Origin of the sequence: uncultured Microbacterium sp. (assembly GCF_945952435.1) — a bacterium.
Classification (GTDB): domain Bacteria; phylum Actinomycetota; class Actinomycetes; order Actinomycetales; family Microbacteriaceae; genus Microbacterium.
In genome coordinates, this window is record NZ_CAMFHZ010000012.1 from 36,552 (window position 1) to 62,933 (window position 26,382).

Here is a 26,382-nt window from a genome sequence, read left to right on the forward strand (position 1 = left end):
CGAGGACGAGCTGGACGCGCTGGGCCGGATCGCCGGAGACGCGGTGACGCCGCGTGCGCAGCGAGGACCGCGGCCGAGCGGACGCGTGTCGATGGCGATGGTCGCGGCGCGCGCCGGCGTGAGCGGTCAGACGGTCTCTCGGGTCGTGAACGACAGTCCGCGCGTCGATCCCTCGACGCGCATCCGGGTCGAGGCGGCCATGGCCGAGCTCGGATACCGCCCTCATCGCGCCGCCCGCGCCCTGCGCACCGGACGTTCGCGCACGCTCGGCGTGGTCGCGCAGACCCTCGCCACGGTCGGGAACTCGCGCATGCTGCAGGCCGTCGCTGAGGCCGCGGAGTCGCGCGGATACGCTCTCGCCCTCGTCACGCTGGGGGCTGAGGGCCGGATCAGCGAGGCCTTCGACCGACTTCACGATCAGGGCGTCGACGGGGCGATCGTGCTCAACGAGGCCTCCGCGCTCGCCGGGGACGCGGATCCGGGCGGTCTCGTCCTCGTCGTGGTCGACGCGCCTCCGGATCCCCGATTCGCCGTCATCGGCACCGACCATGCCGAGGGCGCCCGGATCGCGACGGCGCACCTTCTCGACCGCGGGGTCGCCACCGTGCACCACCTGGCCGGCCCGGCGGGTTCCTTCGCGGCGGCCGAACGCGAACGCGGCTGGCGGGGCGAGCTCGCCGCACGGGGCCTGCGCGCCCCGGATCCGCTGCGCGGCGACTGGTCGGCGGCGGACGGCTATCGCCGGGGCGCGGTGCTCGCTGCGGATCCCGACGTCACGGCCGTCTTCGCCGCGAACGACCAGATGGCGCTCGGCCTGTTGCGGGCTGTCGCGGACGCGGGGCGGCGCGTCCCCGACGACGTCGCGGTGCTCGGCTTCGACGACATCGCCGACGCGGCGGAGTTCCGCCCGCCCCTCAGCACCGTCCGGCAGGACTTCGCGGCCCTGGGCGAGCGTGCGGTGCGCATCCTCGTGGACCGCGTCGAGGGCGCGGGCAGCGACGAGCGTGCGGGTGGCGACGAGCGCGCGGGCCGGGCCCCGCATGCCGCCGGTGCGAATCCGGCGCTCCTTGCTCCGGCGCTGATCTTGCGCGCGAGCGCCTAGTCCCGGACATCCCTCGCCCTTGAGGTCGGTCGTCGCTCGTCGCGGACGCGACGTCGCCAACGCGGTCGCAGCTGGTGGCTCTTCGGGGCAGTAGCTCGCCGGGGGAGGTGACGGCCGCCGGTAGCCGTCGCTCGCGTCGCAAAGGATGCCGTTCCAGCGCCGGGATAGCGGCATTTAGTGCGACCGGAACAGATGTGAGCGGTCCCTTTTGCGATGGGAGCGGATGCGGATGGATGCACCGGGGTGCGGTTGCGCCTGGCACCGGTTGTGCCTGGCACCCTTTTGCGGCGGGAGTGGATGCGGGAGGGTTTGGGGACAGGAGTGGTTTGGGCGGAACCCGCGGCTTGCGGAAAGCGTATACCCGTGGCACAGTATGCATGTGGGAAAGCGCTTACCCAACAAGCTATAGCCGGTTTAGACACGGCGCACGCACCTATCGCCCAGCGCACGCAGGCATCGAACCGGCGCACACATCGTCCGGCGCAGGCATCGCCCGGCGTACGCAGACACCCGGCGCACACATCGACACCACCTGGAGGAATCGTGACGGATGGCAGTACCCGAGAGATCGGCATCATCATGAACGGCGTCTCCGGGCGCATGGGCTACCGCCAGCACCTGGTGCGCTCGATCCTCGCCATCCGCGACCAGGGCGGCATCGAGCTGCCCGACGGCACCCGCGTCACGGTCAAGCCGCTCCTCGTCGGCCGCGGTGAGCAGAAGCTCGCCGAGCTGGCGGCCCGCCACGGCATCGCCGACTACACGACCGACCTCGACGCCGCGCTCGCGGATCCCCAGTGGGAGATCTACGCCGACTTCCTCGTGACCAAGGCCCGCGCGACCGCGATCCGCAAGGCCATCGCCGCGGGCAAGGCGATCTACACCGAGAAGCCCACGGCGGAGTCGGTCGAGGAGGCCCTGGAGCTCGCGCGTCTGGCGCGGACGGCGGGCGTGAAGACGGGCGTCGTGCACGACAAGCTCTACCTGCCGGGCCTGCAGAAGCTCAAGCGCCTCATCGACTCGGGCTTCTTCGGGCGGATCCTCTCGGTGCGCGGCGAGTTCGGCTACTGGGTGTTCGAGGGCGACTGGCAGCCGGCGCAGCGTCCCAGCTGGAACTACCGCACCGAGGACGGCGGCGGCATCATCAGCGACATGTTCCCGCACTGGAACTACGTGCTGGAGAACCTGTTCGGCGAGGTGAAGAGCGTGTACGCGCAGGCTGCCGTGCACATCGCCGACCGCTGGGACGAGAAGGGCGCGCACTACACCGCGACCGCCGAGGACGCCGCCTACGGCATCTTCGAGCTCGAGGGCGGCACCGTCGCCGAGATCAACTCCAGCTGGACCGTGCGCGTGAACCGCGACGAGCTGGTCGAATTCCAGGTCGACGGCACGCACGGATCCGCCGTGGTCGGTCTGTTCGGGGCCAAGATCCAGCACCGCAACGCCACTCCGAAGCCGGTGTGGAACCCCGACCTCGCCGACGAGCACGACTACGACGCGGACTGGGCAGAGGTGCCCGTGAACGACGTCTTCCTCAACGGCTTCCGTCAGCAGTGGGAGGAGTACCTCGCCTCCTACGTGCTGGGCACCGACTACGCCTTCGACCTGCTCGCTGGTGCCCGCGGCGTGCAGCTCGCCGAGGCGGGTCTGCGCTCCTCCGCCGAGGGACGCAAGATCGCGTTGCCCGCGCTGAGCCTGGACTGAGAGCGGATCCGATGACGACGATCCGCCTCCTCTCGGCCGACGGGGCGACCTCCGAGGCCGCGCTCAACGACTCCGGCGCCTACGCGCGTCCGACCGCACCGCTGCACAGCCGCGTCGCCTACGCCGCCGCCCACGTGGTGCCGAAGACGTACGCCGACAACACCCCCGGGCAGCCGGCCGACGTCGACTGGGATGCCACGCTCGCGTTCCGCCGCAACGTGTACTTCTGGGGGCTCGGCGTCGCCGACGCGATGGACACCGCGCAGCGCAACATGGGGCTCGACGCAACGGCCACTCGCGAGCTGATCGCCCGCAGCGCCCAGGTGGCGCGCGAGGAGGGCGGATCCGTCGTCGTCGGGGTGAACACCGACCACGTCGATGAGGAGCGCATCCCGCTGCCGCAGGTGATCGACGCCTATGTCGACCAGCTGCACTTCACCGAGGAACAGGGCGCGGGGCCGGTGCTCATGGCTTCCCGTCATCTCGCCCGCGTCGCGGAGTCGCGCACCGACTACCTGCGCGTGTACGCGGCGGTGCTGCAGCGGGCGACCACCCCGGTCGTCCTGCACTGGCTCGGCACCGCGTTCGATCCGGAGCTGGAGGGGTACTTCGGATCCGCCGACTGGCGGGAGGCGTCCGAGACGCTGCTGCAGATCATCGCCGAGAACCCGGGGAAGGTCGCGGGCGTGAAGATGAGCCTGCTGAATGCGGAGTCCGAGATCGCGGTGCGCGAGCGGCTCCCCGAGGGTGTGCGCATGTTCACCGGCGACGACTTCAACTACGTCGGCCTGATCGGCGGCGACACCACGGGGTCCTTGAGCGAGGACGGCGAAGCCGACCGAGACGAAACGCGGTCGTCTGCAGGGCGCCGCGTTTCGTCTCGCTTCGCTCGCTCAACGACCGGAGGGGGACACTCCGACGCGCTGCTCGGCGCGTTCGCGGCGATCACGCCGGTCGCCTCGGCGGCGATCCAGGCGCTCGACGCAGGGGATCCGTCCCGGTACCGGGAGATCCTCGGACCGACCGAGGAGCTCAGCCGTCAGGTCTTCGCGGCGCCGACGTTCTACTACAAGACCGGCGTCGCCTTCCTCTCCTGGCTGAACGGGCATCAGCCCGCGTTCCAGATGGTGGGCGGCCTGCACTCCGCGCGCAGCCTGCCGCACCTCAGTCGCATCGTGGAGCTCGCGAACGCCTCGCTGGCGCTGGAGGATCCGGAGCTCGCCCGCGAGCGCTGGCACGGCATGCTCGCGTTGAACGGGGTGAACGCGTGACCGCTGTCGACCCGCGCCTGTCGATCAACCAGGCCACGATCAAGTACGCCGACCTCGCGACCGCGCTCCGGGTGACCGCCGAGGCGGGCCTGCAGGGCATCGGCCTCTGGCGCGAGCCCGTGCACGAGGTCGGTCTCGACGAGGCGGCGCGGATGCTCGCCGGATCCGGGCTGCGCTTCACCACGCACTGCCGGGGTGGGTTCTTCACGCTGCCGGAGGGGCCCGAGCGCGTCGCCGCGCTCGACGACAACCGCCGCGCGATCGAGGAGACCGCGACCCTGGCCGCCGCCGGAGCCGAGGGATCCACCGCGGTGCTCGTGCTCGTCGCGGGTGGCCTGCCCGAGGGATCGCGCGACCTCGTCGGAGCAAGGGAGCGCGTGCGCGACGCGATCGGCGTGCTGTCCGCCGACGCGGCCGCCGCGGGCGTGACGCTCGCGATCGAGCCGCTGCACCCGATGTTCGGATCCGACCGGTGCGTCGTGTCCACCCTCGGCCAGGCGCTCGACATCGCGGCGGACTTCGACCCGGCGGTCGTCGGCGCCGCGGTCGACACGTTCCACATCTGGTGGGATCCGCAGGTGCTCGACCAGATCGCGCGCGCCGGCCGCGAGGACCGGATCGCGACGTATCAGGTGTGCGACTGGAAGACGCCGCTGCCCGCCGACGTGCTGCTCGGCCGCCACTACCCCGGAGACGGCGTCATCGACTTCGGATCCCTGACCCGGGCCGTCATGGCGACCGGCTACGACCGCGACATCGAGGTCGAGATCTTCAACGCCGACGTCTGGGCGCAGGATCCGGCCCAGGTCGTCCGCCGCACGGCCGAGACCTTCGGCGCCACGATCACACCGCATCTTCGGTGACCCCGCGCGAGAGGCAGACGCACCCGAACCGCGCAGGGAGCTCCGAGGGATCCACCGGGGAATGCGAACGAGAAACGACATGAGAGGCTGACCCCATGCGCATCCGTCCTGGACTGTGTTCCGTCACCTTCCGCGAGCTCGCGCCGGCGCAGATCGCCGACGCGGCCGCACGGGCAGGGCTCGAGGTCGTGGAATGGGGCGGCGACGTGCACGTGCCGCCGGGCGACATCCGGCGCGCGACGGAGGTCGCCAGAGCCACGGCGGACGCCGGGCTCGCCGTCTGCTCCTACGGCTCGTACTTCCGGGCCGGTCCGGGGGAGGAGATCGCGCCGATCCTGGACGCGGCGGAGGCGCTCGGCACGGATCGGATCCGCGTCTGGGCGGGACGGACCGGATCGGCTGCGGCGGGCGCTTCCGAGCGGGCCTGGGTCGTCGATGCGTTGACCCGCGCGGCCGATGCGGCGTCCGCGCGCGGGATGGGGCTCGCACTGGAGTTCCACGGCGGAACCCTGGCGGACGACGACGTGCAGACCCTGCGTGTGCTCGACGAGGTCGGCGCGCCGAACCTGTCGACGTACTGGCAGCCGGCCGTCTCGGCTCCGGACGACCTCGCCCTCGCGCACTATGAGACGATCGCGGACCGGGTCTCGGCGGTGCACGTCTTCTCCTGGTGGCCGGCGGGGGAGCGGCTGCCCCTGCGCGCGAGGGACGAGCTCTGGCGGCGGTTCTTCGCGACGGCGACGGTGGCGCCGATCCCTCCGCGGGACGCGCTGCTCGAGTTCGTTCCGGACGACGACCTCGGCCTGCTCGACGGCGAGGCGGCGGTCCTGCGGCGATATCTCGGATGAGTCGCCGGGATCGGTCGCCCCTGGCCTGATGGCGCACAGGCCGCACGCGCTAGGCTCGCGGCATGAATCCGGAAAGCCCTTCCCCCTCCGGGGCGGACGCACCCTCCGGGGTGGACTCACGCTCCGGGACGGATGCCCTCTCGCAGGCGGATGCGTCCGACGGTGCGGACGCCGGCACGGCGGATCCTGGCGGGCGGGGAGAGTCGCGGGCGGCGACGCTGCACGACGTCGCGCGGGTGGCCGGCGTGTCGCTCGCCACGGCCTCCCGGGTGCTCAACGGATCGGAGCGGAAAGTCGCCGAGGGGTTCCGCGAGCGCGTCGAGCGCGCGGCGGAGACGCTCGGGTACACCCCCAACGTCTCGGCGCAGTCCACGGCCCGCGGGCGATCCCCGGTCATCGCGCTGCTCGTCGCCGACATCGCGGACCCCTACTTCGGCCAGATCGCGGCCGGCGTGGCCCGCGGCGCGGACGAGCGCGGGCTCGTCGTCACGATCTCGATCACCGATCGCGATCCCGAGCGGGAGCGGCGGATCCTGCGCGCCCTGCGCGGACAGCGACCGCAGGGACTGATCCTCGCGGCGTCCCGCGCCGAGGACGCGGTCGCGCCCGCAGCCTCCCCCGACGAGCGCGCCGCCTTCGAACGATACGGCGGGCGCGTCGTCTCCTTCGGGGAGGAACGGAGCAGCGATCGCGTGGGCCGCTCCGTCGTGCTGGACAACGCGGGAGGGGCCGTGGAGCTCGGTCGACGGATGGCCGAACTCGGCTACCGCTCCGCCATCGGCATCGGGGCGGCCGAGGGCGTCCGCACCTCCGACGACCGGCTGAACGGCTTCGCCCGCGGATTCGCCGAGGGCGGCGGACGTCTGGAGCGGATCCTGCGCGGCGACTTCCGCCGGGAGTCCGGTGCGGCGGCGATGAGCGGAGCACTGGCGGAAGGTGTCGCGCCGGGCACGCTGGTCTTCGCCCTGAGCGACGTCGTCGCGCTGGGGGCGATGTCCGCGATCCGTGCCGCCGGACGGGAGATCGGAGCCGACATCGCGGTGTGCGGCTTCGATGACGTGCCGGTGAGCGCCGACGTCACCCCGGCCCTCACGACGGTGCGGCTGCCGCTGAACGACGCCGGCTACCAGGCGTTCCGCGCGGTCGTCGACGACGAGTGGGTCCAGGCGCCGCTGCCCGTGGAGGTGGTGGTGCGCGAGAGCACTCCCGCTCTCGCGTACGCCGGCGCGTGACGACGGTCGGCGCGACGGCTCCCGCGGCGGAGGGCCCCGGCGTGCCGGCTCAGCCGAGCGCGGCGGCCACGACCGCGCGGGCCTCCTCCTGCACGCGGGCGAGATGCTCCGGCCCGAGCAGCGACTCGGCGTAGAGCTTGTAGACGTCCTCGGTCCCGGAGGGCCGTGCGGCGAACCAGGCGTGCTCGGTCTGCACCTTGAGACCGCCGATCGCCGCGCCGTTGCCGGGCGCATGCGAGAGCTTGGCGGTGATCGGCTCGCCGGCGAGCTCGGTCGCCGTGACCGACTCGGGAGAGAGGCGGGCGAGCGCGGCCTTCTGCTCCGGCGTCGCGGGGGCATCGACGCGCTGATAGGCCGAGGCGCCGAACGCCTCCTCGAGCTCGCGGTACCGTTCCGAGGGCGTCTTGCCGGTCACGGCGATGATCTCGGCGGCCAGCAGGCAGAGCAGGATGCCGTCCTTGTCGGTCGACCACACGGATCCGTCCCGGCGCAGGAACGAGGCGCCCGCCGACTCCTCGCCGCCGAACGCGACGGTGCCGTCGAGCAGGCCGGGGACGAACCACTTGAACCCGACGGGGACCTCGAGCAGGCGCCGGCCGAGGGACTCGGCCACGCGGTCGATGATCATCGATGAGACGAGCGTCTTACCGATCGCCGCGTCGGCCGACCAGCCGTCCCGGTGCGAGAACAGGTAGTCGATCGCGACCGCGAGGTAGTGGTTGGGGTTCATCAGGCCTGCGTCGGGCGTGACGATCCCGTGCCGGTCGGCGTCGGCGTCGTTGCCGGTGAGCACGTCGTAGTCGCCCTTCTTCGCGACGAGCGACGCCATCGCCGACGGCGAGGAGGGATCCATCCGGATCTTCTCGTCCCAGTCCAGCGTCATGAAGCGCCAGGTCGGATCGACCTCGGGGTTCACGACGGTGAGGTCGAGACCGTGCATCTCCGCGATGAGCGCCCAGTACTCGACCGAGGCGCCGCCGAGCGGATCCGCCCCGATCCGGACGCCGGCGCGTCTGATCGCGTCGACGTCGATGATCGAGGGCAGATCGCGCACGTACGCGTCGCGGAAGTCGTAGGTGCCGAGGCCGTCGGCGTCGAGGTCGGCGAAGCGGGTGCGCTGCACGCCTTCGAGACCCGCTTCGATGAGCGCGTTCGCGCGGTCCGCGATCCAGCCAGTCGCGTCCGTGTCGGCGGGGCCGCCGTGGGGCGGGTTGTACTTGAAGCCGCCGTCGCGCGGCGGGTTGTGGCTCGGCGTCACGACGATCCCGTCGGCCCGGCCCGGATCGTCGAGCGCGCGGCCCCGATTGTAGGAGAGGATCGCATGGCTGAGCGCGGGCGTCGGCACCCAGGCGTCGCGCGCGTCGACGCGCACGTCGACGCCGTTCGCGACGAGCACCTCGATCGCGCTGCGCTCTGCCGGACGGCTCAGCGCGTGCGTGTCGCGACCGAGGAAGAGCGGCCCGGTGATGCCCTGCGCCGCGCGGTAGTCGACGATCGCCTGCGTGGTCGCGAGGATGTGCTGCTCGTTGAAGCTCCCGTTCAGCGCCGACCCCCGGTGCCCGCTGGTGCCGAACACGACCCTCTCGGTCGCGACCGACGGATCGGGGATCCGGTCGTAGTAGGCGGCGATCAGCGCATCGACGTCGATCAGGTCCTTCTCCTCCGCGGGGAGGCCGGCACGGCTCGTCATGGAGCTAGTCTGCCGTGGCCCGGCCGCATTCGCATCATCGTTCGGAGCGGATCGTCATGGGGGCAGCCGTGGGTCGGGCGACCCGCGCGGACTCCGTCCGTCATCCGGGCGGGGCCGCGGATCCGTGCAGGGCTAGGCTGAACGCCGTGATCGATGCCGCCCCCGTCCGCCGCACATACAGCTATCTCGGTCCCGCGGGGACGTTCACCGAGGCGGCGCTGGACCAGGTCCCGGAGGCACGCGGTCACGCCTGGCGCCCCGTGCACAACGTGGGCGAAGCGCTCGCCGACGTGCTCGACGGCCGCAGCGACGCGGCCATGATCGCGATCGAGAATTCGGTCGAGGGCGGGGTCACCACCACGCTCGACGCGCTGGCCACACTGCCGGGGCTGCGCATCGTCGGGGAGTACCTCGTGAAGGTCGACTTCGTGCTCGTCGCGGCGCCCGGCACCCGGATCGAGGACGTCGCGGTCGTCGCGGCGCACCCCGTGGCGTACGCGCAGTGCTACGGCTGGCTCGGGGAGCACCTCCCCGCGCACCAGCACGTCCCCGCGGCGAGCAACGTCGCGTCCGCCCTCGGGATCCTCGACGGATCGCTGCCCGCCGATGCGGCGATCGCGGCGCCGGGCATCGTGCAGCACCACGACCTGGAACTGCTCGCCGAGGGCATCGGCGACAACGAGAACGCGGTCACGCGGTTCGTCCTCGTCTCCCGGACCGCGGCGCCCGCACCGCCGACCGGCGCCGACAAGACCTCGCTCATCGTCGAGCTGCCGGAGGACCACGCAGGCGCACTGCTCGAACTCCTCGAGCAGTTCTCGACGCGCGGCATCAATCTCTCGCTGCTGCAGTCCCGTCCGATCGGGGATGCGCTGGGCCGGTATCGGTTCGTGCTCGACGCGGACGGCCACATCCAGGACGAGCGGATGGCCGATGCGCTGCTCGGGATCCGCCGGTTCAGCCCGCGGGTCGTGTTCCTCGGCTCCTACCCGCGCGCCGATCGCAGGATCGTGCAGTACCCGGAGCGCTATGCCGACGACGTGTTCGTCGAGGCCCGCGACTGGCTGCGCGGTCTGATCGCGGGCGAGCCGGAAGCGTAGCGTCCGAGGAACCGGGATCCCCGAGCCTCGGCTCCGGGCCGCCCGCTCGGGCTCAGGCGGCGAGCAGTTCCAGGGTCTGCACGCGGCCGGGGCTCGTCGTCGGATCCTCGCCCGCGAACGATCCGGCGACCGGCGAGATCATGATCTCGTCCACCCCGTGCCGGGCCGCGAAGTCGGCGAGGGACGAGCGCACCCCTGCGGCGTCTCCGACGAACCAGTTCGCCTTGGCCGCGGCGTGGATCTGCTCCTCCTGCGGATCCGGTGCGGCCGCGAGGGCGGCATGCGCCTCCTCCACCGTCTCCAGCGCCGTCAGTGGACGGTTCAGCCGCAGGCGGGCCATCATCCTCAGCTGCGGCAGCGCGCGGTCGTCGGCCTCCTCGACCGTCGGCGCGGCGACCACGTTCGCGGTGAGGAACGTGCGCGGCTCGGGGTGCGCCTCGGTGGGGCGGAAGCTCGACCGGTACAGGTCGAGCGCGCGGTCCAGGCCCTGTCCGGAGAAGTGGTTGGCGAACACGTACGGCAGGCCGAGCGTGGCCGCGAGCTGGGCCGAGTAGTCGCTCGATCCGAGCAGCCACAGTTCGGGGGCGCCGGTGGCGGCCGGCGTCGAGCGGACGCTGTACTCGCCGCCCGACGTGAACTGCACGGTCGCGCCGTCCGGCTGCAGCATCAGGGCGATGTCCTGCACGTGGTCGGGGAAGCGCTCGACGTCGCCTGCGGTGCCGGAGGCGCGGAGCAGTTGCGTGATGACCGGATCGCTGCCCGGCGCTCGACCGATGCCGAGATCGATGCGGCCGGGGGCGATCGCCTCGAGCGCGGCGAACTGCTCTGCGACGATCAGGGGTGCGTGATTGGGGAGCATGACGCCGCCCGACCCGACACGGATCCGGCGGGTGCGTGAGGCCGCCGCGGCGATGAGCACCGGGGGTGCGGTCGACGCGACGGCGGGCATGTTGTGATGCTCGGCGAACCAGTAGCGGCGGTAGCCGAGGTCGTCGGCGCGGGAGGCCAGGTCGAGCGAGGCGCCGACGGCCTGCGCACTGGTCTGCCCGGTGCGAACCGGGACGAGGTCGAGGACGGAGAGCGCGAGAGAAGACATCCCTCGTTGCAACGCCCGAGAGCCCCCGCGCATTCCTGCTCCTCCCTTCCCGGTCCGTGGCTCTGGGCCTCTCCCCGGTCTGTGGCCCTGGTCCGTGGCCCCCGTCTGTGGCCCCCGTCCGTCGGACCGTTCTCAGGACGGCTCGCCGTGTGTGGCGGCTTTCGCCCCTCGGCTGGGCCTCGTCGGCGGTCTGCCCTGAGAACGGCCCGCCCGCCCACGGCGTCGTCGCCGCGCGCCCGCGCCCGGGAGAGAGCCGCCCGATACCCTGGCCGCATGGATGCCGAGGTCTTCTACGTGCTCGTCGGATCGGTCATCGTCGCGGCTATCGCACGCTGGCGAGGGTGGCCGGCACCGTTGCTCGTGACGGTCGTGGCGCTCGCGGTCTCGTTCATCCCCGCGGTGCCGAACCTCCGCATCGACGGGCACGTGCTGCTGAACGTGGTGCTGCCTCCGCTGCTGTACTCGGCCTCCCTGGACGTGTCGTTCGTGAGCTTCGCGCGCAGCATTCCGCAGATCCGGCGCCTCGGCATCGGTCTCGTGGTCGTGACCACGGCCGTCGTCGGCATCGTCGCGTGGCTCGTCATGCCCTCGCTCACCCTCCCGGGCGCGCTGCTCCTGGGCGCGATCGTCGCCCCGCCCGACGCCGTCTCGGCCGCCGCGATCGGCCGGCGGCTGGGCCTGCCGCGCCGGGTCATGACCGTGCTCTCGGGCGAGAGCCTCATCAACGACGCGACCTCGCTCACGCTGTATCGGGTTTTCGCGGCGATCGTCGCCGGTGCGACCGTGACGGTGTGGGCGGGCGTCGGGCAGTTCGCCGTCGCCGTGGTGGTCGGCGTGGCGATCGGCGTGGTCGCCGGCCTCGGCATGCATCAGCTGCGGATGCGGATCTCGGATCCGGTGGTCATCGGGACGTTCGGGCTGCTCGCGCCCTTCGGCGTGTACGCGATCACGGAGCACCTGGGCGGGTCCGGCGTCCTCGGGGTCGTGGCGATGGGGCTCGTCGTCGGCTACAACGCGCCGCGGACGAGCTACGCGACCCGGATGCAGGAGAAGCCGATCTGGCTCTCGGCGGACTTCCTGCTGGAGTCGTTCGTCTTCGGCTACATCGGTCTGCAGCTGCCGCCCGTCGTCGCGGAGCTGGGCGCGGGGCAGGTCGGCACCGTCCTGTGGCTCGCCGGAGCTGTGCTCGTCACGGTGCTGCTGGTGCGGCCCCTCTTCGTGTACCCGGCGTCGGCGTGGGGACACTTCTGGACGAAGATCCGGCTCCGACGGTTCGAGCGGTCCGTCGCGTCCGGACGCTTCGACCGGCGCGTCGACGCCGTGGCGCAGAAGCGCAGCAACCGGGGTCGCCCGCTGCGTCGCCCCACCGAGGAGCATCTGCGCGAGCGCATGCGCGAATCCGCGTTGAGCTGGCGCGACAACGCCGTCATCTCCTGGGCCGGTATGCGCGGCGTGGTGACGCTGGCGACCGCGCTCGCGGCGGCGGATCTCGCGGGGCTCGACGAGAACGCGGCGCACGCGATCGTCGTGGTCGCGTTCGTCGTCACGGTCGGCACGCTGCTGCTGCAGGGCCTCACGCTCCCCGTGCTCATCAAGGGGCTGGGGGTGGCCGACGTGACGGACGAGGAGGCGGAGGACCGCAGGCAGCTGGCCCAGGTGCGTGCGCGCACGCGGGAGGCCGGCAAGGTGTACCTCGACGAGCGCAGGGCCGCCTGGGAGCAGAAGTACGGCCCCGCCTCGCTCACCTGGTTCGATCGGTTCGCGCAGAGGTTCACCCGCGTCGAGCGGGATACGACGGAGGGTCAGCGGGACGAGGAGAGCATGCCCCGTCCGAGTCGCGACGAGCTCGTGGGGCTTTCGAAGGGGTGGCTGCAGGTGCGCCGGGACGTGCTCATCGACGAGCGCGACGCCGGCGAGCTGAACGAGGAGGTCATGCGGGAGCTCATCGGCGCGATGGACGCCGAGGAGCTCGCCCTCGATACCCGGATGGCGACCGCGCAACCCGAGCGCTGACGGCGAGAGGCCTCGGCTCTCCTCACCCGACGCGACGACGAAGGCCCCCGGATCCGTGGGATCCGAGGGCCTCGTCAGGGGTGCGCGTGCGGTGTCAGCGTGCGCCGACCGGCTCGGCCTTCGCGGAGGTGTCGGGGGCGTCCGTCTCCTCATCGGAGTCCTCCGCGAACGGCAGGCCGTTGCGGGGCGCGTTGTAGAGGTCGAGATCCAGGATGCCCTCGCGCTTGGCGACGATCGCGGGGATCAGCGCCTGGCCCGCGACGTTGAGCGCGGTGCGGCCCATGTCGAGGATCGGGTCGATCGCGATGAGCAGTCCGACGCCCTCGAGCGGCAGCCCGAGCGTGGAGAGGGTGAGGGTCAGCATCACGATCGCGCCGGTGGTGCCGGCGGTCGCGGCCGAGCCGACGACCGAGACGACGACGATCAGCACGTACTGCATGAACGTCAGCGGCACGCCGAAGAACTGCGCGACGAAGATCGCGGCGATGGCCGGGTAGATCGCGGCGCAGCCGTCCATCTTGGTGGTCGCTCCGAGGGGGACCGCGAAGGAGGCGTAGCTCGACGGCACGCCGAAGTTGCGCTCCGCGACGCGCTGCGTGAGCGGCAGCGTGCCGATCGAGGAGCGGCTGACGAAACCGAGCTGCACCGCGGGCCACACGCCCGTGAAGAACTGCTTGATGGACAGCCCGTTCGACTTCGCGAGGATCGGGTAGACCACGAACATGACCAGGGCGAGGCCGATGTAGACGGCGCCGGCGAACCAGGCGAGCGAGGTCAGCTTGTCCCAGCCGTAGTTGATGACCGCGGATCCGATGAGGCCGAACGTGCCCAGCGGCGCGATCCGGATGATCCACCACAGCACGCGCTGGATCACCTTGAGCAGCGACTCGGTGAAGACGAGGAACGGCTCCGCCTTGCGACCGGCCTTGAGCGCGGCGATGCCGACGACCGCGGCGATGACGATGATCTGCAGGATGTTGAAGTTCACGGAGGAGACGAGCGTGCCGTCCGTGTCGCCGGGGCTCGTGGTCACGCCGATCCCGAGGAAGTTCTGCGGGATCAGGCCGAGCAGGAAGTTCCACCAGGTGCCGACCGTGTGCGGCGTCGCCTTCTCGAGGCCTGCGCCGGCGTGCGCGCCGGGCTGGATCGTGATGCCGAGCACGATCCCGATCGACACGGCGATGAAGGCGGTGATGGCGAACCACAGGATGGTCTGACCGGCCAGGCGGGCGGCGTTCTGCACGCGCCGCAGGTTCGAGATGCTCGCCACGATCGCCGTGAAGACCAGGGGGACGACAGCGGCGCGCAGGATCGTGACGTAGGAGCCGCCGATCTTGTCGAGCGTGTCGGACAGCACGGTGTGCGTGTCGGCGGTCGCGCCCAGCTGGCGGCCGATGAGTCCCGCCACGATGCCGAGGACGAGGGCGGCCAGGATCTGGAAGCCGAACGAGGTCAGCAGCTTGCGGACGGGACCGCGGGTGTCCGGCGCCTTCGGGCGACGGGCGGTCTGTGCGGGGGTGCTCATGGAGACTCCAAGTCGTGCGCGGGTTCGCGCCGGAGAACGAAGGCGCGAGGATGCAGCGCCGGGTATACCAACGCTAGGCGCGGCGCAGTATTCCCCCGCAGTCGCGTGACGAACGATGACGCCCCCGCTCAGCTGCGCCCGCGCCATCGAGCGTGCGGCCCGTCCGCCGGGGTCGTTGAGCGAGCGAAGCGAGACGAAACGCCGTGATCGACGGCACACTGGAACCCGGTGGCCGAGAGGCTGCCCGGCGACACGAGGAGAAGACCATGACGGATGTGCTCGACGACGGCCCGTTTTTCCACGGAACGAAGGCGGATCTGGCCGTCGGCGACCTGCTCACCGCGGGATTCCCCTCGAACTACCGGCCAGAGGTGATCATGAACCACATCTACTTCACCGCGCTGCAGGGCGGAGCGGGGCTCGCGGCCGAGCTCGCGGCGGGCGACGGCGACCCCCGCGTGTTCGAGGTCGAGCCGACCGGGCCCTTCGAGAACGATCCGAACGTCACGGACAAGAAGTACCCGGGAAATCCCACCCGGTCCTACCGCAGCACGGCACCGGTGCGCATCGTGCGCGAGGTGCGTGACTGGGCGCGGCTTTCCCCCGAGGCGCTGGCGGGCTGGCGCGAGAGGCTCGCCGATCTCGCCGCGAGCGATCGCGGCGAGATCATCAACTAGGCGGGGCGGGCGTCTCGCCTCGCCAGGGTCGCTCGTCCGCCGCGGGGAGGGGCCTCAGTTCACGCAGGGAACGGTCCCGGCCTGCAGGGGAGACGACGAATCCGTGTAGACGGGGTGCGGTGTCGCGGGCGAAGGGGTCCCGGAGCCCTGACCGGCGGTTCCGCCCGATCCTGCGTCCTTCGTCGCCGACGACGACGGCGCCGGGGTGGGCGTGGGCGGGTTGAGCAGATCGTGCACCTGCGCGCGGATCGCATCCACGTCGACGATGTTGACGCTCTGCCCGTCGACGGTGTCGAAGTGGTCGATCGGCAGGGTCACGAACGAGATGTTGCCGCCGGAAAGGCTCTGGGCCTGCTGCGCGAAGGAGAGCAGGTCGAGCTTGTCGTCCAGGGCGACGTCCTTCTTGGCGACGGCGATGAGCTTCTGCAGCTTGCCGAAGTCGGTGAAAGTCGACGCCTGGCGCAGCTTGACCGCCAGCGACACCATGAACGCCTGCTGGCGGCGGGTGCGATCGAGGTCCGTCATGTCGAAGTCGCTGTCGGTCGTGTCGCGGCGCTGACGCACGAACGCCATCGCCTGGGCCGCGTTCAGCTCCTGGACCCCGGCCGGGAAGTCGGCGCCGGAGTAGGTGTCGGCGGTGGCGTGGTTCAGGCACACCGTCACGGGCTGGACGGCCTCGGCCACTTCGTAGAAGGCCGCCATCGTCACCTCGACGAAGTGGTCGATGCGCACCCCGCCCAGGAAGGCCGACACCGTGTCGATCGTGCTCTGCCGGGCCGCCGTGCGCGCCTTCTGGTAGGCGTCGGCGGAGCCGCTGCCGTTCGAGGACTGCCTCGCCGCCTCGAAGGCGTCGCCGTAGGCCTCTTTGATCTTGCCCTTCTCGACGCCGTTGGGCGCGTCGGGGAAGTCGACGTAGTCGTCGCGGGGGATCGAGATGCCGACCGCCTTGCCCCCGCCCGCGGGGATGTGGATCAACATGAGGACGTTCGTGTTGTAGCCGCCGACGGACGCGTCCTCGGCGTGGATCTGGTCGTAGATCGCCTGCGGGAACGGGTTGCCGTTCTCGTCGACCCGGCTGTCGAGCCCCATGATGAGGATGTTCGTCTCTCCGGTGTTCTGCGCCGGGCCCTCCATCCCGCGGATCGAGGAGCGGTGGATCCCGTTGTTCGCATCCACGTAGGTGCCGACGACGATCGCCGCGGTCGCGATGAGCGCCAGGACCACGACGAGCACGATCCCGACGGTCCAGCGGCGTCGGCGGTACAGGCGGCGGCGCGCGGCGGCCTCGGGGGTCAGGGTCATCGGGAGAACCGTTCCGTTCGGGGGGGTCGGAGAAGGGCCCCGACGATCATCCGCGGGCCACCTGTGCGGAATCCGGGAAGGAGCTTTCCGTCGGACGTTCGGGCATGCGACGATGAGCGCATGTTCATGGTGACGACGAACGAGGTTCCCGGCTATCGGATCACGCAGGTGCTCGGCGAGGTGATGGGCCTCACCGTCCGCTCCACGAACTTCGGCCAGGGCTTCACCGCGGGCTTCCGCGCGCTCGGCGGCGGAGAGATCCCCGAGTTCACGAAGCTGATGTACGAGAGCCGTTACGAGGTGATGAACCGGATGTGGGCCGAGGCGGTGCAGCGCGGCGCCAATGCGGTCGTCGCGATGCGCTTCGACTCCGGATCCCTCGGCAGCTTCAGCGAGATGTGCGCCTACGGCACCGCGGTGGTCATCGAACCGGTCGCAGGCGCCACACCGGCCCCCGCGCAGGCTCCCGCGCAGCCGGCGGCCCCGCCCGCGCCCCCGGCTCCCCCCGTGGCCTGACCGTTCGCAGGACGGATTTCGCGGTTCCGCAGGGATCCGCGCGTCTCGGCCGTCACAGCGCGTTCCTGCCTGAGAACGGTCGGTGCCGTCGCGCTCACCCGCGTGACGCGAGCACGAGAAGCTCGCCCACCTCGCAGCCGAGGGCGTCGCAGATCGCGCGGAGAGTCGAGAAGCGGATCGCCCGTGCCCGGTCGTTCTTCAGCACCGACAGGTTCACGATGCTGACGCCGACTCGCTCGCTCAGCTGAGTGAGCGTCATCCCCCTCTCGGCGAGCAGCTCGTCGAGGCGGCAGTGGATCCCCGAGTCCTCCTCGTCCTGCGATGCGGGAGTCACACGAGCCCCTCCGTGTCCCTCTGCAGGCGTTCGCTTCGCCGGAATGCCTGCGTGATGAGGCCCAGGCCGATTCCGGCGGTGAAGAGCGGCAGCCATGACCAGTACGTCCCGGCGTCGAAGAAGCCGGCGTCGTCGATCGACAGTGCCGCGAGGACCCCGTTGCGTCCGAAGGTGTCGAGCACGAAGATCAGCGCCGGACCGAACGCCAGGGCCCCGCTGATCGCGGCGAGGGCGCGTACCGTCCCCGGGGTGAAGAAGCGGTCGCGCAGGAACGACCACGAGATGAACAGCGCGCCGCCGACGATCGTGAGGGCGACGGTCGCGTAGACGAGGTGCGAGAGCACGATGGCCGTCACGCTCACCGCGTTGACGTTCGGAGCGACGACGAGGGCCGTCATCGCGTCACCGTGCACGGGCATGGTCCGGGACCCGATGGTCGCGTCGATCGGCTGCCGATCGATCGGCAGGATCCAGCCGATGCCGTCCGGGCGGAAGGTCTGCACGGCGCGCAGTGAGACGAGGCCGATGACGACCACGACGGCGAGCAGTCCGGCGATGAGCACGGTGATCGCGTCGGCGCGCTCGGATCGGGATACGGATGTGTCGGGCGCGGGCGGCCTCTGGTTCTCCACGGTCTTGTCCCCTCGGAAGTTCATATCGATTTTCGATAAGTTATCGAAAATCGATAACTGCGTCAAGGGGTGCGGATCGGTCGTGATGTGAGTCGAGGGCCGGAGGCTTCGCCCACATCGACGAGCGCATCCGCCCGCGCCTGTGGGGACAGGGGTCAGCCGACGGCGAACACGGGCATACCGCCGCTGTCGCGTGGTTACTCTCGATGTATCCGGCACGGACCGTGCCATCGCCCGTCCCAGGGCAACGAACAAGGAGTGACATGTTCGAGAGATTCACCGACCGAGCCCGTCGGGTCGTCGTCCTCGCCCAGGAAGAGGCGAAGATGCTCAACCACAACTACATCGGCACCGAGCACATCCTCCTCGGCCTCATCCACGAGGGCGAGGGAGCCGCGGCCAAGGCGCTGGAGTCGCTGGGGATCTCCCTCGACGCCGTGCGCGAGCAGGTGCAGGACATCATCGGCCAGGGTCAGCAGCAGCCGACCGGGCACATCCCCTTCACGCCGCGCGCCAAGAAGGTCCTCGAGCTGAGCCTGCGCGAGGCGCTGCAGCTCGGCCACAACTACATCGGCACCGAGCACATCCTGCTCGGCCTCATCCGCGAGGGCGAGGGCGTCGCCGCACAGGTGCTGGTCAAGCTCGGCGCCGACCTCAACAAGGTGCGCCAGCAGGTCATCCAGCTGCTCAGCGGCTACCAGGGCAAGGAGCCCGCGGGTGTCGCCGCCGGCGCGGGCGAGCAGAACCAGCAGGCCGCCCAGGGCGGTTCGGCCGTGCTCGACCAGTTCGGTCGCAACCTCACGCAGGCCGCGCGCGACAACAAGCTCGACCCCGTCATCGGGCGCGAGAAGGAGATCGAGCGGGTCATGCAGATCCTCTCCCGCCGGTCCAAGAACAACCCCGTCCTGATCGGCGAGCCCGGTGTCGGCAAGACCGCCGTCGTCGAGGGTCTCGCCCAGGCGATCGTCAAGGGCGACGTGCCCGAGACGCTCAAGGACAAGCAGCTGTACTCGCTCGACCTCGGATCGCTCATCGCCGGCTCCCGCTACCGCGGAGACTTCGAGGAGCGTCTGAAGAAGGTCACGAAGGAGATCCGCACGCGCGGCGACATCATCGTCTTCATCGACGAGATCCACACCCTCGTGGGTGCGGGCGCCGCCGAGGGCGCGATCGACGCGGCATCCATCTTGAAGCCGCTCCTCGCCCGCGGCGAGCTGCAGACGATCGGCGCCACGACCCTCGACGAGTACCGCAAGCACTTCGAGAAGGACGCCGCGCTCGAGCGCCGCTTCCAGCCGATTCAGGTCGCCGAGCCGAGCCTGCCCCACGCGATCAACATCCTGAAGGGGCTGCGCGACCGCTACGAGGCGCACCACAAGGTGCAGATCACCGACGGTGCGCTCGTCGCCGCGGCGAACCTCGCCGACCGCTACGTGTCGGACCGGTTCCTGCCGGACAAGGCCATCGACCTGATCGACGAGGCCGGCGCCCGCCTGCGTCTGTCGATCCTGTCCTCGCCGCCGGAGCTGCGCGAGTTCGACGACCGGATCGCCACGGTCCGCGAGGAGAAGGAGCAGGCCTCCGAGGAGCAGGACTTCGAGAAGGCCGCCGCGCTGCGCGACCAGGAGAAGGAGCTGCTCGCCGAGCGGCTGCGCCTGGAGAAGCAGTGGCGTTCGGGCGACGTCGCGACCAACGCCGTCGTCGACGAGGGCCTGATCGCGGAGGTCCTGGCGCAGGCCACGGGCATCCCGGTGTTCAAGCTCACCGAGGAGGAGTCCAGCCGGCTCGTCTTCATGGAGAAGGCGCTGCACCAGCGCGTCATCGGGCAGGAGCAGGCGATCGCCGCGCTGTCCAAGACGATCCGCCGCCAGCGCGCCGGTCTGAAGGACCCGAAGCGTCCCTCCGGCTCGTTCATCTTCGCCGGCCCCACGGGCGTCGGAAAGACCGAGCTGGCCAAGGCGCTCGCCGAGTTCCTCTTCGACGACGAGGGTGCGCTGATCTCCCTCGACATGTCGGAGTTCGGCGAGAAGCACACCGTCTCGCGGCTGTTCGGTGCCCCTCCGGGATTCGTCGGCTTCGAGGAGGGCGGTCAGCTCACCGAGAAGGTGCGCCGCAAGCCGTTCTCGGTCGTGCTCTTCGACGAGATCGAGAAAGCCCACCCGGACATCTTCAACTCGCTGCTGCAGATCCTCGAGGAGGGTCGCCTGACCGACGGTCAGGGTCGCGTGATCGACTTCAAGAACACGGTCATCATCATGACCACGAACCTCGGTTCGTCGGCGATCGCCGGTGGTCCGGTCGGCTTCCAGATCGAGGGCAACACGCAGACCACCTACGAGCGGATGAAGGGCAAGGTCGACGAGGAGCTCAAGCGGCACTTCAAGCCCGAGTTCCTGAACCGCGTGGACGACATCATCGTCTTCCCGCAGCTCGACAAGGACGAGCTGCGTCAGATCGTGGGTCTGTTCACGAAGCGCCTGAGCGACCGTCTGCTCGACCGCGACATGACGGTGGAGCTCACGGACGCCGCGAAGGACCGCCTCATCGAGATCGGCTTCGACCCGACGCTGGGCGCTCGCCCGCTGCGTCGTGCGATGCAGCGCGAGATCGAGGACCAGCTGTCCGAGAAGATCCTGCACGGCGAGCTCAACCCCGGAGACCACGTCCACGTGGACGCCGAGGACGGCGCGTTCGTCTTCACGACGGGTCCGCGCGGCGAGAAGGTCTCGGTCGGTGTGAACACCGGCGGAGCGATCTCCTCGACGCCCGACCTGGCGGCGGGATCCGGCGCGGTCTGATCCGCGACGACGCAGAAAGGGCGGTGCGCTTCGGCGCACCGCCCTTTCTGCGTCCGCGGCCCGACGTCGGGCGCGTCGGATGTCAGCGTTTCCGCGGGGGACGTCGACGGGATCGTGCGGAGCGGGGTCCGCGGCGGTCGATGACGGGCGCAGGGGACGCTCCGGTGCTCTCGAGCGCACTACGCGCCGCCGAGAGCGAGGGGTAGCTGCCGATCCGACGGCTGTGCCGGTCGTGCAGGGTGTGGCTCGCGCCGTCGACGGCGACGAAGCCGGCGTACTCGCCGTCCCGCGTCGCGACGAACACGTCGTGGTCGGCCTGTCTCCAGGTGATGTTCATGATCTTTCTCAGGGCAAAGCAGACGGACGCATCCGTCGTGGGTTCGGATCGGCATGGGCGTGCGAACGCGCGTCTGTGCGGTTCGCCGGTGCCCCGTCGAAGAACTCCGGGGCCGCTCGGCCGAGTGGATGTGTCGCGCGGCGCCGAAGAGACGTCGGCAAGCCAGGCGCGCAACGAATCACTTTATCAGATCCTCGGCATCGGCGCGACTCCCTGTGTCTCACGGCCAGTTCAGGGGTGCGTTCTAAGCTGGACGGATGAGCGACTATCTCGTCCGGCCCGCACGGGCTGCCGACGTCCAGGGCATCTACGCACTGCTGGAGCCGCTCGTCGAGCGAAGGATCCTGCTGGGCAAGGACATCGCCGTCCTCTACGGGGCGGTGCAGGAGTTCGAGGTCGCGGAGGCGGGGGGGCAGCTCATCGGCTGCGGCGCGCTGCACGTCATGTGGGAGGACCTGGGCGAGGTGCGCACTCTGCTCGTGCAGGACGAGTGGAAGCATCACGGGGTCGGGCGGGCGATCGTCGAGCGCCTGGAGGAGAACGCCGTCGGCCTGGGCCTCAGCCGCCTGTTCTGCCTCACGTTCGAGGTGCCGTTCTTCGAGCGCCGCGGCTTCTCGCCCATCGGCGAGCAGGTCGTCGACCCGGACGTCTACACGCAGCTCCTGCGCAGCGGGGACGAGGGTGTCGCCGAGTTCCTCGATCTCGCGCACGTGAAGCCCAACACGCTCGGCAACACACGGATGCTCAAGCGGCTCTGATCCGGTCGGGTCTCACGGACCCCGTACCCTGGGGGAATGACCCCGCGCCAGTCCGCCGCCGTCTACCGTCGTCGACGCATCGTCGTGCTCGGCGGGCTGATCGTCGTGCTGGCACTCCTGTTCGCCCTGGTCTGGTTCCTCATCGCCCGCGCGAACGGCGGATCGGATCCGAAGCCGGCGGTCACCCGGTCCGCATCGCCGACCGCGACGCCCACGACCCCTCCGACGACCGTTCCGAGCAGCCCTTCGGCGTCCCCCGCGCCGACGAGCACCGCGGACGCCGGGCCTGTGCCCTGCACCGCGAAGGACGTGCAGGTCAAGGCCGTCACCGACCAGGACTCGTACTCCTCCGACCAGCAGCCGAAGCTGTCGATCTCGCTGACGAACACCGGGTCCGAGGACTGCACGATGAACGTCGGCACCACCAAGCAGGTGTTCACGATCACGAGCGGAAGCGACACCTGGTGGCGGTCGACGGACTGCCAAGAGAACCCGAGCGACGCGATCCAGACCATCAAGGCGGGCGCGACCATCACGAGCTCGGCGCCCGTCGTCTGGGATCGCACGCGGTCGAGCACCGACACCTGCGGCGCGACGGACCGCCAGCGCGCCCCCGGCGGGGGAGCGTCGTATCAGCTGACGGTCTCGATCGGCGGCTTCGAAAGTGCGAAACCGGTGCAGTTTCTGCTCGATTGACGGGAATCGTCGCTGTAAGGGTCACCTTTGGGATACCATTGGGAAGTCTTCGAAATCTCGGACGGACAGCCATCCCCAGTGGCTTCGACATATTCAGCGTCCCCAGCGCATCGTCATCCGTCCCCGAAGGCATCGAGGGCCTTCTCGCCAGCCGTCCCCAAGCGTTGGCGATGAAGGCCCTCTTCTATGCTGGAGCGATGGCCGCGAAGAAGTCGAGGAAGAAAGCGCCCGCCCGCGAGGAGTTCCGTTCCGAGGCGCTCGCCCAGGCGCTCGAGAAGCAGGACATGGCCGCGGTCGCGCTCGCTCTGCGCAACGGCAACACGGTCGTTCCGCTGATCCGACCCGGCGCCCGCGACAACCCTCTCGACAGCGGCGAGGTCTGGACCTATCGCGATCCGGAGACCGGTGACGTCGCGCTCCTGCTGTTCAGCGACGCCGCGAACAAGCCGGCCAACCTGCCGCCGGGTGTCGGCATCTACTCGCCGACGTGGCTGCTGTCCTTCCTCCGGACGCATCGCGACGTGATCACCACGGTGTTCCTCGACATCGCGGGACCCCATCCCATGCAGGCACCTCCCGAGGAGCTGCTGCGCGCCCTCGAGGCCTGATCCGCGGATCCGTCAGAACGCCGGGATCCCTGCGTCCTCCCGGGGCCTGGGCGCCGCGTGCGTCCTCACTTCGGCGAGAGCGTCGCGGAGCCGTCCCACCCGGTCGTCGACGACATGCTCGTAGCCGAGCCGTGCGGCCTCGGAGCGTCGCTGCGCGACCTGCGTGACCGGACGCACCTCGCCGGCGAGACTCAGCTCGCCGATCGCCGCGAGCGTGCGGGGCACCGCGCGGTCCGAGATCGACCCGGCGACGGCGATCGCGATCGCGAGATCGGCAGCGGGCTCGGTGAAGCGCACGCCGCCGACGGTCGAGACGTACACGTCCTTGTCGCTGGTCTTGATGCCGACGCGACGTTCGAGCACGGCGAGGACCATCGCCACGCGCGACGACTCCAGTCCGTTCACGATGCGGCGCGGATTCGGCGCCTGTGTCGGGATCGTGAGCGCCTGCACTTCGACGGGCATCGCCCTCCTGCCCTCGAGCGCGATCGCGACGCACGTCCCTGGCTCGGGACGCCCCCGGGAGAGGAACATGCTCGACGGGTCAGGCACTTCTGCGATGCCCGATCCGGTCATCTCGAAGCAGCCGACCTCGTCCGTCGGCCCGAAACGATTCTTCAGCGCGCGGACGAAGCGCAGGGAGGTCTGCCGATCGCCTTCGAAGTGGCAGACGACGTCGACGAGGTGCTCGAGGATCCGCGGTCCGGCGACCTGGCCGTCCTTGGTGACGTGGCCGACGATGACGATCGGCAGATCTCGCTCCTTGGCGACGCGGATGAGCGCGGCGGCGACCTCCCGCACCTGCGCCGGTTGCCCCGCCGCCCCATCGGACTGCGCGGAGGCCACGGTCTGCACGGAATCGACGATCACGAGCTCGGGCCGCACCTCGTCGATGTGCCCGAGGATCGTGCCCAGATCGTTCTCGGCCGCGAGGTAGAGCTCGTCGTGCAGGGCACCCGTGCGCTCCGCGCGGAGGCGCACCTGTGCGGTCGACTCCTCGCCACTCGCGTACAGCACGCGGCGCCCGGAGCGGGCTCCTGCCGCCGCCACTTCGAGCAGCAGCGTGGACTTGCCGACGCCGGGCTCGCCGCTCAGCAGGATCGCGGCGCCCGGGACGATTCCGCCGCCCAGCACCCGGTCGAACTCACCCACGCCGCTCGTGCGCCGCGGCGACTCCCGCGACGTGAGCGCCGTGATCGGGCGCGCCGATCGGGCGGGCGCCGTGGTCTCGACGCGACGGACGATCCCGCTCTGCGCGCTCTGCTCGACGACCGTGCCCCACTGCTGGCATTCCCCGCAACGGCCCACCCATTTCGCCGTGGTCCAGCCGCACTCGCTGCACACGTACGCGGGGGGCGAGGGTTTGCGGGAGGCCATGGGATCAGGCTAGTGGGGGCCGCCGACGTCGGCGCCGGGCGTCGGCAATCATCGGCACCGAACCCTTCGGCGCCGAAACCGTCGGCACCGTACCGGCGGTCGGCGGAGACGGACCTGCCGTAGTGTCGAGGAATGATCTCCAGCGGCTGGACCCCGGACGTCGCCGTCCTCATCCTGAGACTCCTCATCGGCCTGGTGATCGCCGTGCACGGGCTGGACAAGTTCCTGGGCAAGGGCGGGATCCACGGACGTGCGGCCTGGTTCGACCGCATCGGCATGCGACCGGGCCTGCTCAACGCGCGTGCGGCCGCCACCGTCGAGGTACTGGCGGGACTGGGCCTCGCGGCGGGCGTGCTCACGCCGCTTCCCGCCGCCGGCGTCGTGGCGCTGATGATCGTCGCCGTCCGCACCGCCACGGGGAAGAACGGCTTCTTCGTCACCACCAGCGGCTGGGAGTACAACCTCGTCCTCGCCGTCGTGCCGATCGCCATCGCGCTCCTCGGGCCGGGACGGATCAGCATCGACCACCTCCTCTTCGCGCACACACCGCTCGCGGCGGCGCTGTCCGGATGGGGGGCGTTCGCGATCGCGGTGGTGCTCGGGGCCGTCGGCGGGATCGGGCAGCTCCTCCTCTTCTACCGTCCGCGGCCGGAAGCGAGCGCCTCATGAGCCCCGCACCCGGGTATCGCACGGTCGAGGAGCAGGTCGCCCGCGTGCTCGCGGCGGTGCGGCCCCGCGACCCGGAGACCGTGCCGCTCGCGGACGCGGCGGGGCGGGTGCTGGCCGCCGACGCCCGCGCGCGGAACGCCGTCCCGGTGTTCGACAACTCCGCGATGGACGGCTTCGCCGTGCGCTACGCCGACGTCGCGACCGCGACCCCCGGTGCGCCGGTGACTCTGCGCGTGGCCGGGGACCTGCCCGCCGGCAGCCCCGCGGATCCTCCGCTCGACCCCGGCACGGCGATCCGGATCATGACCGGGGCCGCGATCCCCACCCAGGCCGACGCGGTCGTGCCCTTCGAGGACACGGCAGGCGGTCTCGCGGACTCGATGCGGACCGCCGTGGTGCTCCGCGCTCCCGCGTCCCCGGGGACGAACGTGCGTCGCGCGGGGGCCGATGCCGCGGTCGGCGCCGTCGTGCAGGAGGCCGGCACTCTTCTGGGCGCGCGTCAGCTCTCCGCCCTGGCCTCGGTGGGGATCGCCGAGGTCGTGGTCGCCCGTCGTCCGCGCGTCGTCGTCGCCGCGACCGGATCCGAGCTCGTCCCGCCCGGGACGCCGCTCGAACGCGGCCAGATCCCGGAATCGAACTCGATCCTGCTCGCCGCGCTCGCGACCGAGGCGGGGGCCGAGGTCGTCCTCCGCACGGTCGTCGGCGATGAGGGCGACGGCCCGGCCGAGGTCGTCGCGCTCGCGGCCGCGCGCGGAGCGGACGTCGTGATCTTCTCCGGCGGGGTGAGCGCCGGCGCCTACGAACCGGTGCGCCAGAGCCTGGCGGGCGCGATGGAGTTCGGCCCCGTCGCGATGCAGCCCGGGAAGCCGCAGGGCTTCGGGGCCACGGCCGAAGGCATGCTGCTCTTCGGCCTCCCGGGCAACCCCGTCAGCTCGGCGGTCTCGTTCGAGGTGTTCGTGCGCCCGGCGCTCCTGCGCCTCCTGGGCCGCCCGGAGCAGCGGATCCTGCGACGGCTGCCGGCGGGCGCGGCCTGGCGCACCCCGCCCGGGCGGCGTCAGTACCTTCCGGCGGTGGTGGACGCCGACGGGCGGGTGGTTCCGGCCGCGCGCGGCGGATCCGGATCGCATCTCTCCGTGGGCCTCGGCGGCGCCACCGCCTACGCCATCGTGCCCGCGGATGTCGACGAGGTGCGCGAGGGCGACGTGCTCGACGTGCTGGAGCTGGGCTGAGC

Annotated in this window: 24 protein-coding genes; 16 read left to right on the forward strand and 8 right to left on the reverse strand. The window is 70.9% G+C overall.

Translation table 11 applies throughout. From position 1 onward, the window contains the following. Positions 1-91: 91 nt before the first annotated feature. The 6 genes from Q0P88_RS08140 to Q0P88_RS08165 all read left to right on the forward strand — a co-directional run bounded on the left by Q0P88_RS08140 (position 92) and on the right by Q0P88_RS08165 (position 7,023). Complete coding sequence (locus Q0P88_RS08140) at positions 92-1,102, forward strand: LacI family DNA-binding transcriptional regulator (protein ID WP_295013040.1); 1,011 nt, start codon at positions 92-94, stop codon at positions 1,100-1,102. Positions 1,103-1,681: 579 nt separating this feature from the next. Further along, positions 1,682-2,809: a Gfo/Idh/MocA family protein gene (locus tag Q0P88_RS08145; protein WP_295013041.1), complete on the forward strand. Its 1,128-nt coding sequence runs from the start codon at positions 1,682-1,684 to the stop codon at positions 2,807-2,809. An 11-nt stretch (positions 2,810-2,820) separates the two neighbouring features. Continuing rightward, the gene (locus Q0P88_RS08150; protein ID WP_295012931.1) at positions 2,821-4,080 is read left to right on the forward strand and encodes a dihydrodipicolinate synthase family protein; all 1,260 of its coding nucleotides are present in this window, start codon (positions 2,821-2,823) and stop codon (positions 4,078-4,080) included. Then, positions 4,077-4,943, forward strand: coding sequence for a sugar phosphate isomerase/epimerase (locus Q0P88_RS08155; protein ID WP_295012933.1), 867 nt, complete (start codon positions 4,077-4,079; stop codon positions 4,941-4,943). Before Q0P88_RS08150 ends, Q0P88_RS08155 begins: the two co-directional genes overlap by 4 nt. A 95-nt stretch (positions 4,944-5,038) precedes the next feature. Continuing rightward, on the forward strand, positions 5,039-5,791 hold the full coding sequence (locus tag Q0P88_RS08160) for a sugar phosphate isomerase/epimerase (RefSeq protein ID WP_295012935.1): 753 nt from the start codon (positions 5,039-5,041) through the stop codon (positions 5,789-5,791). A gap of 62 nt (positions 5,792-5,853) precedes the next feature. Continuing rightward, positions 5,854-7,023 (forward strand): LacI family DNA-binding transcriptional regulator, encoded by a 1,170-nt coding sequence (locus Q0P88_RS08165; protein ID WP_295012937.1) that lies wholly within the window; start codon positions 5,854-5,856, stop codon positions 7,021-7,023. A 49-nt stretch (positions 7,024-7,072) separates the two neighbouring features. Here Q0P88_RS08165 and pgm read toward each other — a convergent pair whose 3' ends face one another. Then, on the reverse strand, positions 7,073-8,713 hold the full coding sequence (gene pgm / locus Q0P88_RS08170) for a phosphoglucomutase (alpha-D-glucose-1,6-bisphosphate-dependent) (RefSeq protein WP_295012939.1): 1,641 nt from the start codon (positions 8,711-8,713) through the stop codon (positions 7,073-7,075). A gap of 146 nt (positions 8,714-8,859) precedes the next feature. On the opposite strand from pgm, the gene pheA reads away from it, so the two are divergent. Further along, positions 8,860-9,813 carry a prephenate dehydratase gene (pheA, locus tag Q0P88_RS08175; protein WP_295012941.1) on the forward strand — a complete coding sequence of 318 codons (954 nt, stop codon included), beginning with the start codon at positions 8,860-8,862 and terminating at the stop codon, positions 9,811-9,813. 52 nt (positions 9,814-9,865) lie between these two features. On the opposite strand, the gene Q0P88_RS08180 is transcribed toward pheA, so the two are convergent. After that, on the reverse strand, positions 9,866-10,909 hold the full coding sequence (locus Q0P88_RS08180; protein ID WP_295012943.1) for an LLM class flavin-dependent oxidoreductase: 1,044 nt from the start codon (positions 10,907-10,909) through the stop codon (positions 9,866-9,868). A 273-nt stretch (positions 10,910-11,182) separates the two neighbouring features. Here Q0P88_RS08180 and Q0P88_RS08185 point away from each other — a divergent pair, with 273 nt between their 5' ends. Next, positions 11,183-12,922: a sodium:proton antiporter gene (locus tag Q0P88_RS08185; protein ID WP_295012944.1), complete on the forward strand. Its 1,740-nt coding sequence runs from the start codon at positions 11,183-11,185 to the stop codon at positions 12,920-12,922. Positions 12,923-13,016: 94 nt separating this feature from the next. Here Q0P88_RS08185 and Q0P88_RS08190 read toward each other — a convergent pair whose 3' ends face one another. After that, entirely contained in the window at positions 13,017-14,447 is a 1,431-nt protein-coding gene (locus Q0P88_RS08190; protein WP_295012946.1) for a dicarboxylate/amino acid:cation symporter, read from the reverse strand. 266 nt (positions 14,448-14,713) lie between these two features. Between Q0P88_RS08190 and arr the strand changes: the two genes are divergently transcribed. After that, positions 14,714-15,124, forward strand: coding sequence for an NAD(+)--rifampin ADP-ribosyltransferase (arr, locus tag Q0P88_RS08195; RefSeq protein WP_295012949.1), 411 nt, complete (start codon positions 14,714-14,716; stop codon positions 15,122-15,124). A gap of 54 nt (positions 15,125-15,178) precedes the next feature. Here arr and Q0P88_RS08200 read toward each other — a convergent pair whose 3' ends face one another. Next, a complete protein-coding gene (locus Q0P88_RS08200; protein WP_295012950.1) occupies positions 15,179-16,426 on the reverse strand; it encodes an LCP family protein in 1,248 nt (415 codons plus the stop codon). A gap of 120 nt (positions 16,427-16,546) precedes the next feature. Here Q0P88_RS08200 and Q0P88_RS08205 point away from each other — a divergent pair, with 120 nt between their 5' ends. Next, complete coding sequence (locus tag Q0P88_RS08205; RefSeq protein WP_295012952.1) at positions 16,547-16,942, forward strand: YbjQ family protein; 396 nt, start codon at positions 16,547-16,549, stop codon at positions 16,940-16,942. 94 nt (positions 16,943-17,036) lie between these two features. Here the strand turns inward: Q0P88_RS08205 and Q0P88_RS08210 are convergent, their stop codons facing one another. After that, positions 17,037-17,276, reverse strand: coding sequence for a helix-turn-helix transcriptional regulator (locus Q0P88_RS08210; protein WP_295012954.1), 240 nt, complete (start codon positions 17,274-17,276; stop codon positions 17,037-17,039). Continuing rightward, on the reverse strand, positions 17,273-17,932 hold the full coding sequence (locus Q0P88_RS08215; RefSeq protein ID WP_295012956.1) for a hypothetical protein: 660 nt from the start codon (positions 17,930-17,932) through the stop codon (positions 17,273-17,275). The genes Q0P88_RS08210 and Q0P88_RS08215 overlap by 4 nt, the downstream gene beginning before the upstream one ends. Positions 17,933-18,171: 239 nt before the next feature. Between Q0P88_RS08215 and Q0P88_RS08220 the strand changes: the two genes are divergently transcribed. Further along, entirely contained in the window at positions 18,172-20,706 is a 2,535-nt protein-coding gene (locus Q0P88_RS08220) for an ATP-dependent Clp protease ATP-binding subunit (protein WP_295012958.1), read from the forward strand. Between the two features lie 82 nt (positions 20,707-20,788). Here the strand turns inward: Q0P88_RS08220 and Q0P88_RS08225 are convergent, their stop codons facing one another. Continuing rightward, positions 20,789-21,043 (reverse strand): hypothetical protein, encoded by a 255-nt coding sequence (locus tag Q0P88_RS08225; RefSeq protein ID WP_295012960.1) that lies wholly within the window; start codon positions 21,041-21,043, stop codon positions 20,789-20,791. Positions 21,044-21,300: 257 nt separating this feature from the next. Between Q0P88_RS08225 and Q0P88_RS08230 the strand changes: the two genes are divergently transcribed. The 3 genes from Q0P88_RS08230 (at position 21,301) to Q0P88_RS08240 (ending at position 23,105) form a co-directional block, all read left to right on the forward strand. Then, on the forward strand, positions 21,301-21,801 hold the full coding sequence (locus Q0P88_RS08230) for an amino-acid N-acetyltransferase (protein ID WP_295012962.1): 501 nt from the start codon (positions 21,301-21,303) through the stop codon (positions 21,799-21,801). 36 nt (positions 21,802-21,837) lie between these two features. Beyond that, positions 21,838-22,497, forward strand: a complete 660-nt coding sequence (locus Q0P88_RS08235) for a hypothetical protein (protein WP_295012963.1) — start codon at positions 21,838-21,840, stop codon at positions 22,495-22,497. A 197-nt stretch (positions 22,498-22,694) separates the two neighbouring features. Continuing rightward, positions 22,695-23,105 (forward strand): dehydrogenase, encoded by a 411-nt coding sequence (locus Q0P88_RS08240; RefSeq protein ID WP_295012966.1) that lies wholly within the window; start codon positions 22,695-22,697, stop codon positions 23,103-23,105. Positions 23,106-23,117: 12 nt separating this feature from the next. Here the strand turns inward: Q0P88_RS08240 and radA are convergent, their stop codons facing one another. After that, positions 23,118-24,482, reverse strand: coding sequence for a DNA repair protein RadA (gene radA / locus Q0P88_RS08245; protein WP_295012968.1), 1,365 nt, complete (start codon positions 24,480-24,482; stop codon positions 23,118-23,120). 132 nt (positions 24,483-24,614) lie between these two features. Here radA and Q0P88_RS08250 point away from each other — a divergent pair, with 132 nt between their 5' ends. Next, complete coding sequence (locus tag Q0P88_RS08250; protein ID WP_295012969.1) at positions 24,615-25,151, forward strand: DoxX family protein; 537 nt, start codon at positions 24,615-24,617, stop codon at positions 25,149-25,151. Further along, entirely contained in the window at positions 25,148-26,380 is a 1,233-nt protein-coding gene (gene glp / locus Q0P88_RS08255) for a gephyrin-like molybdotransferase Glp (RefSeq protein ID WP_295012971.1), read from the forward strand. The genes Q0P88_RS08250 and glp overlap by 4 nt, the downstream gene beginning before the upstream one ends. The last annotated feature ends 2 nt before the right edge of the window (positions 26,381-26,382 follow it).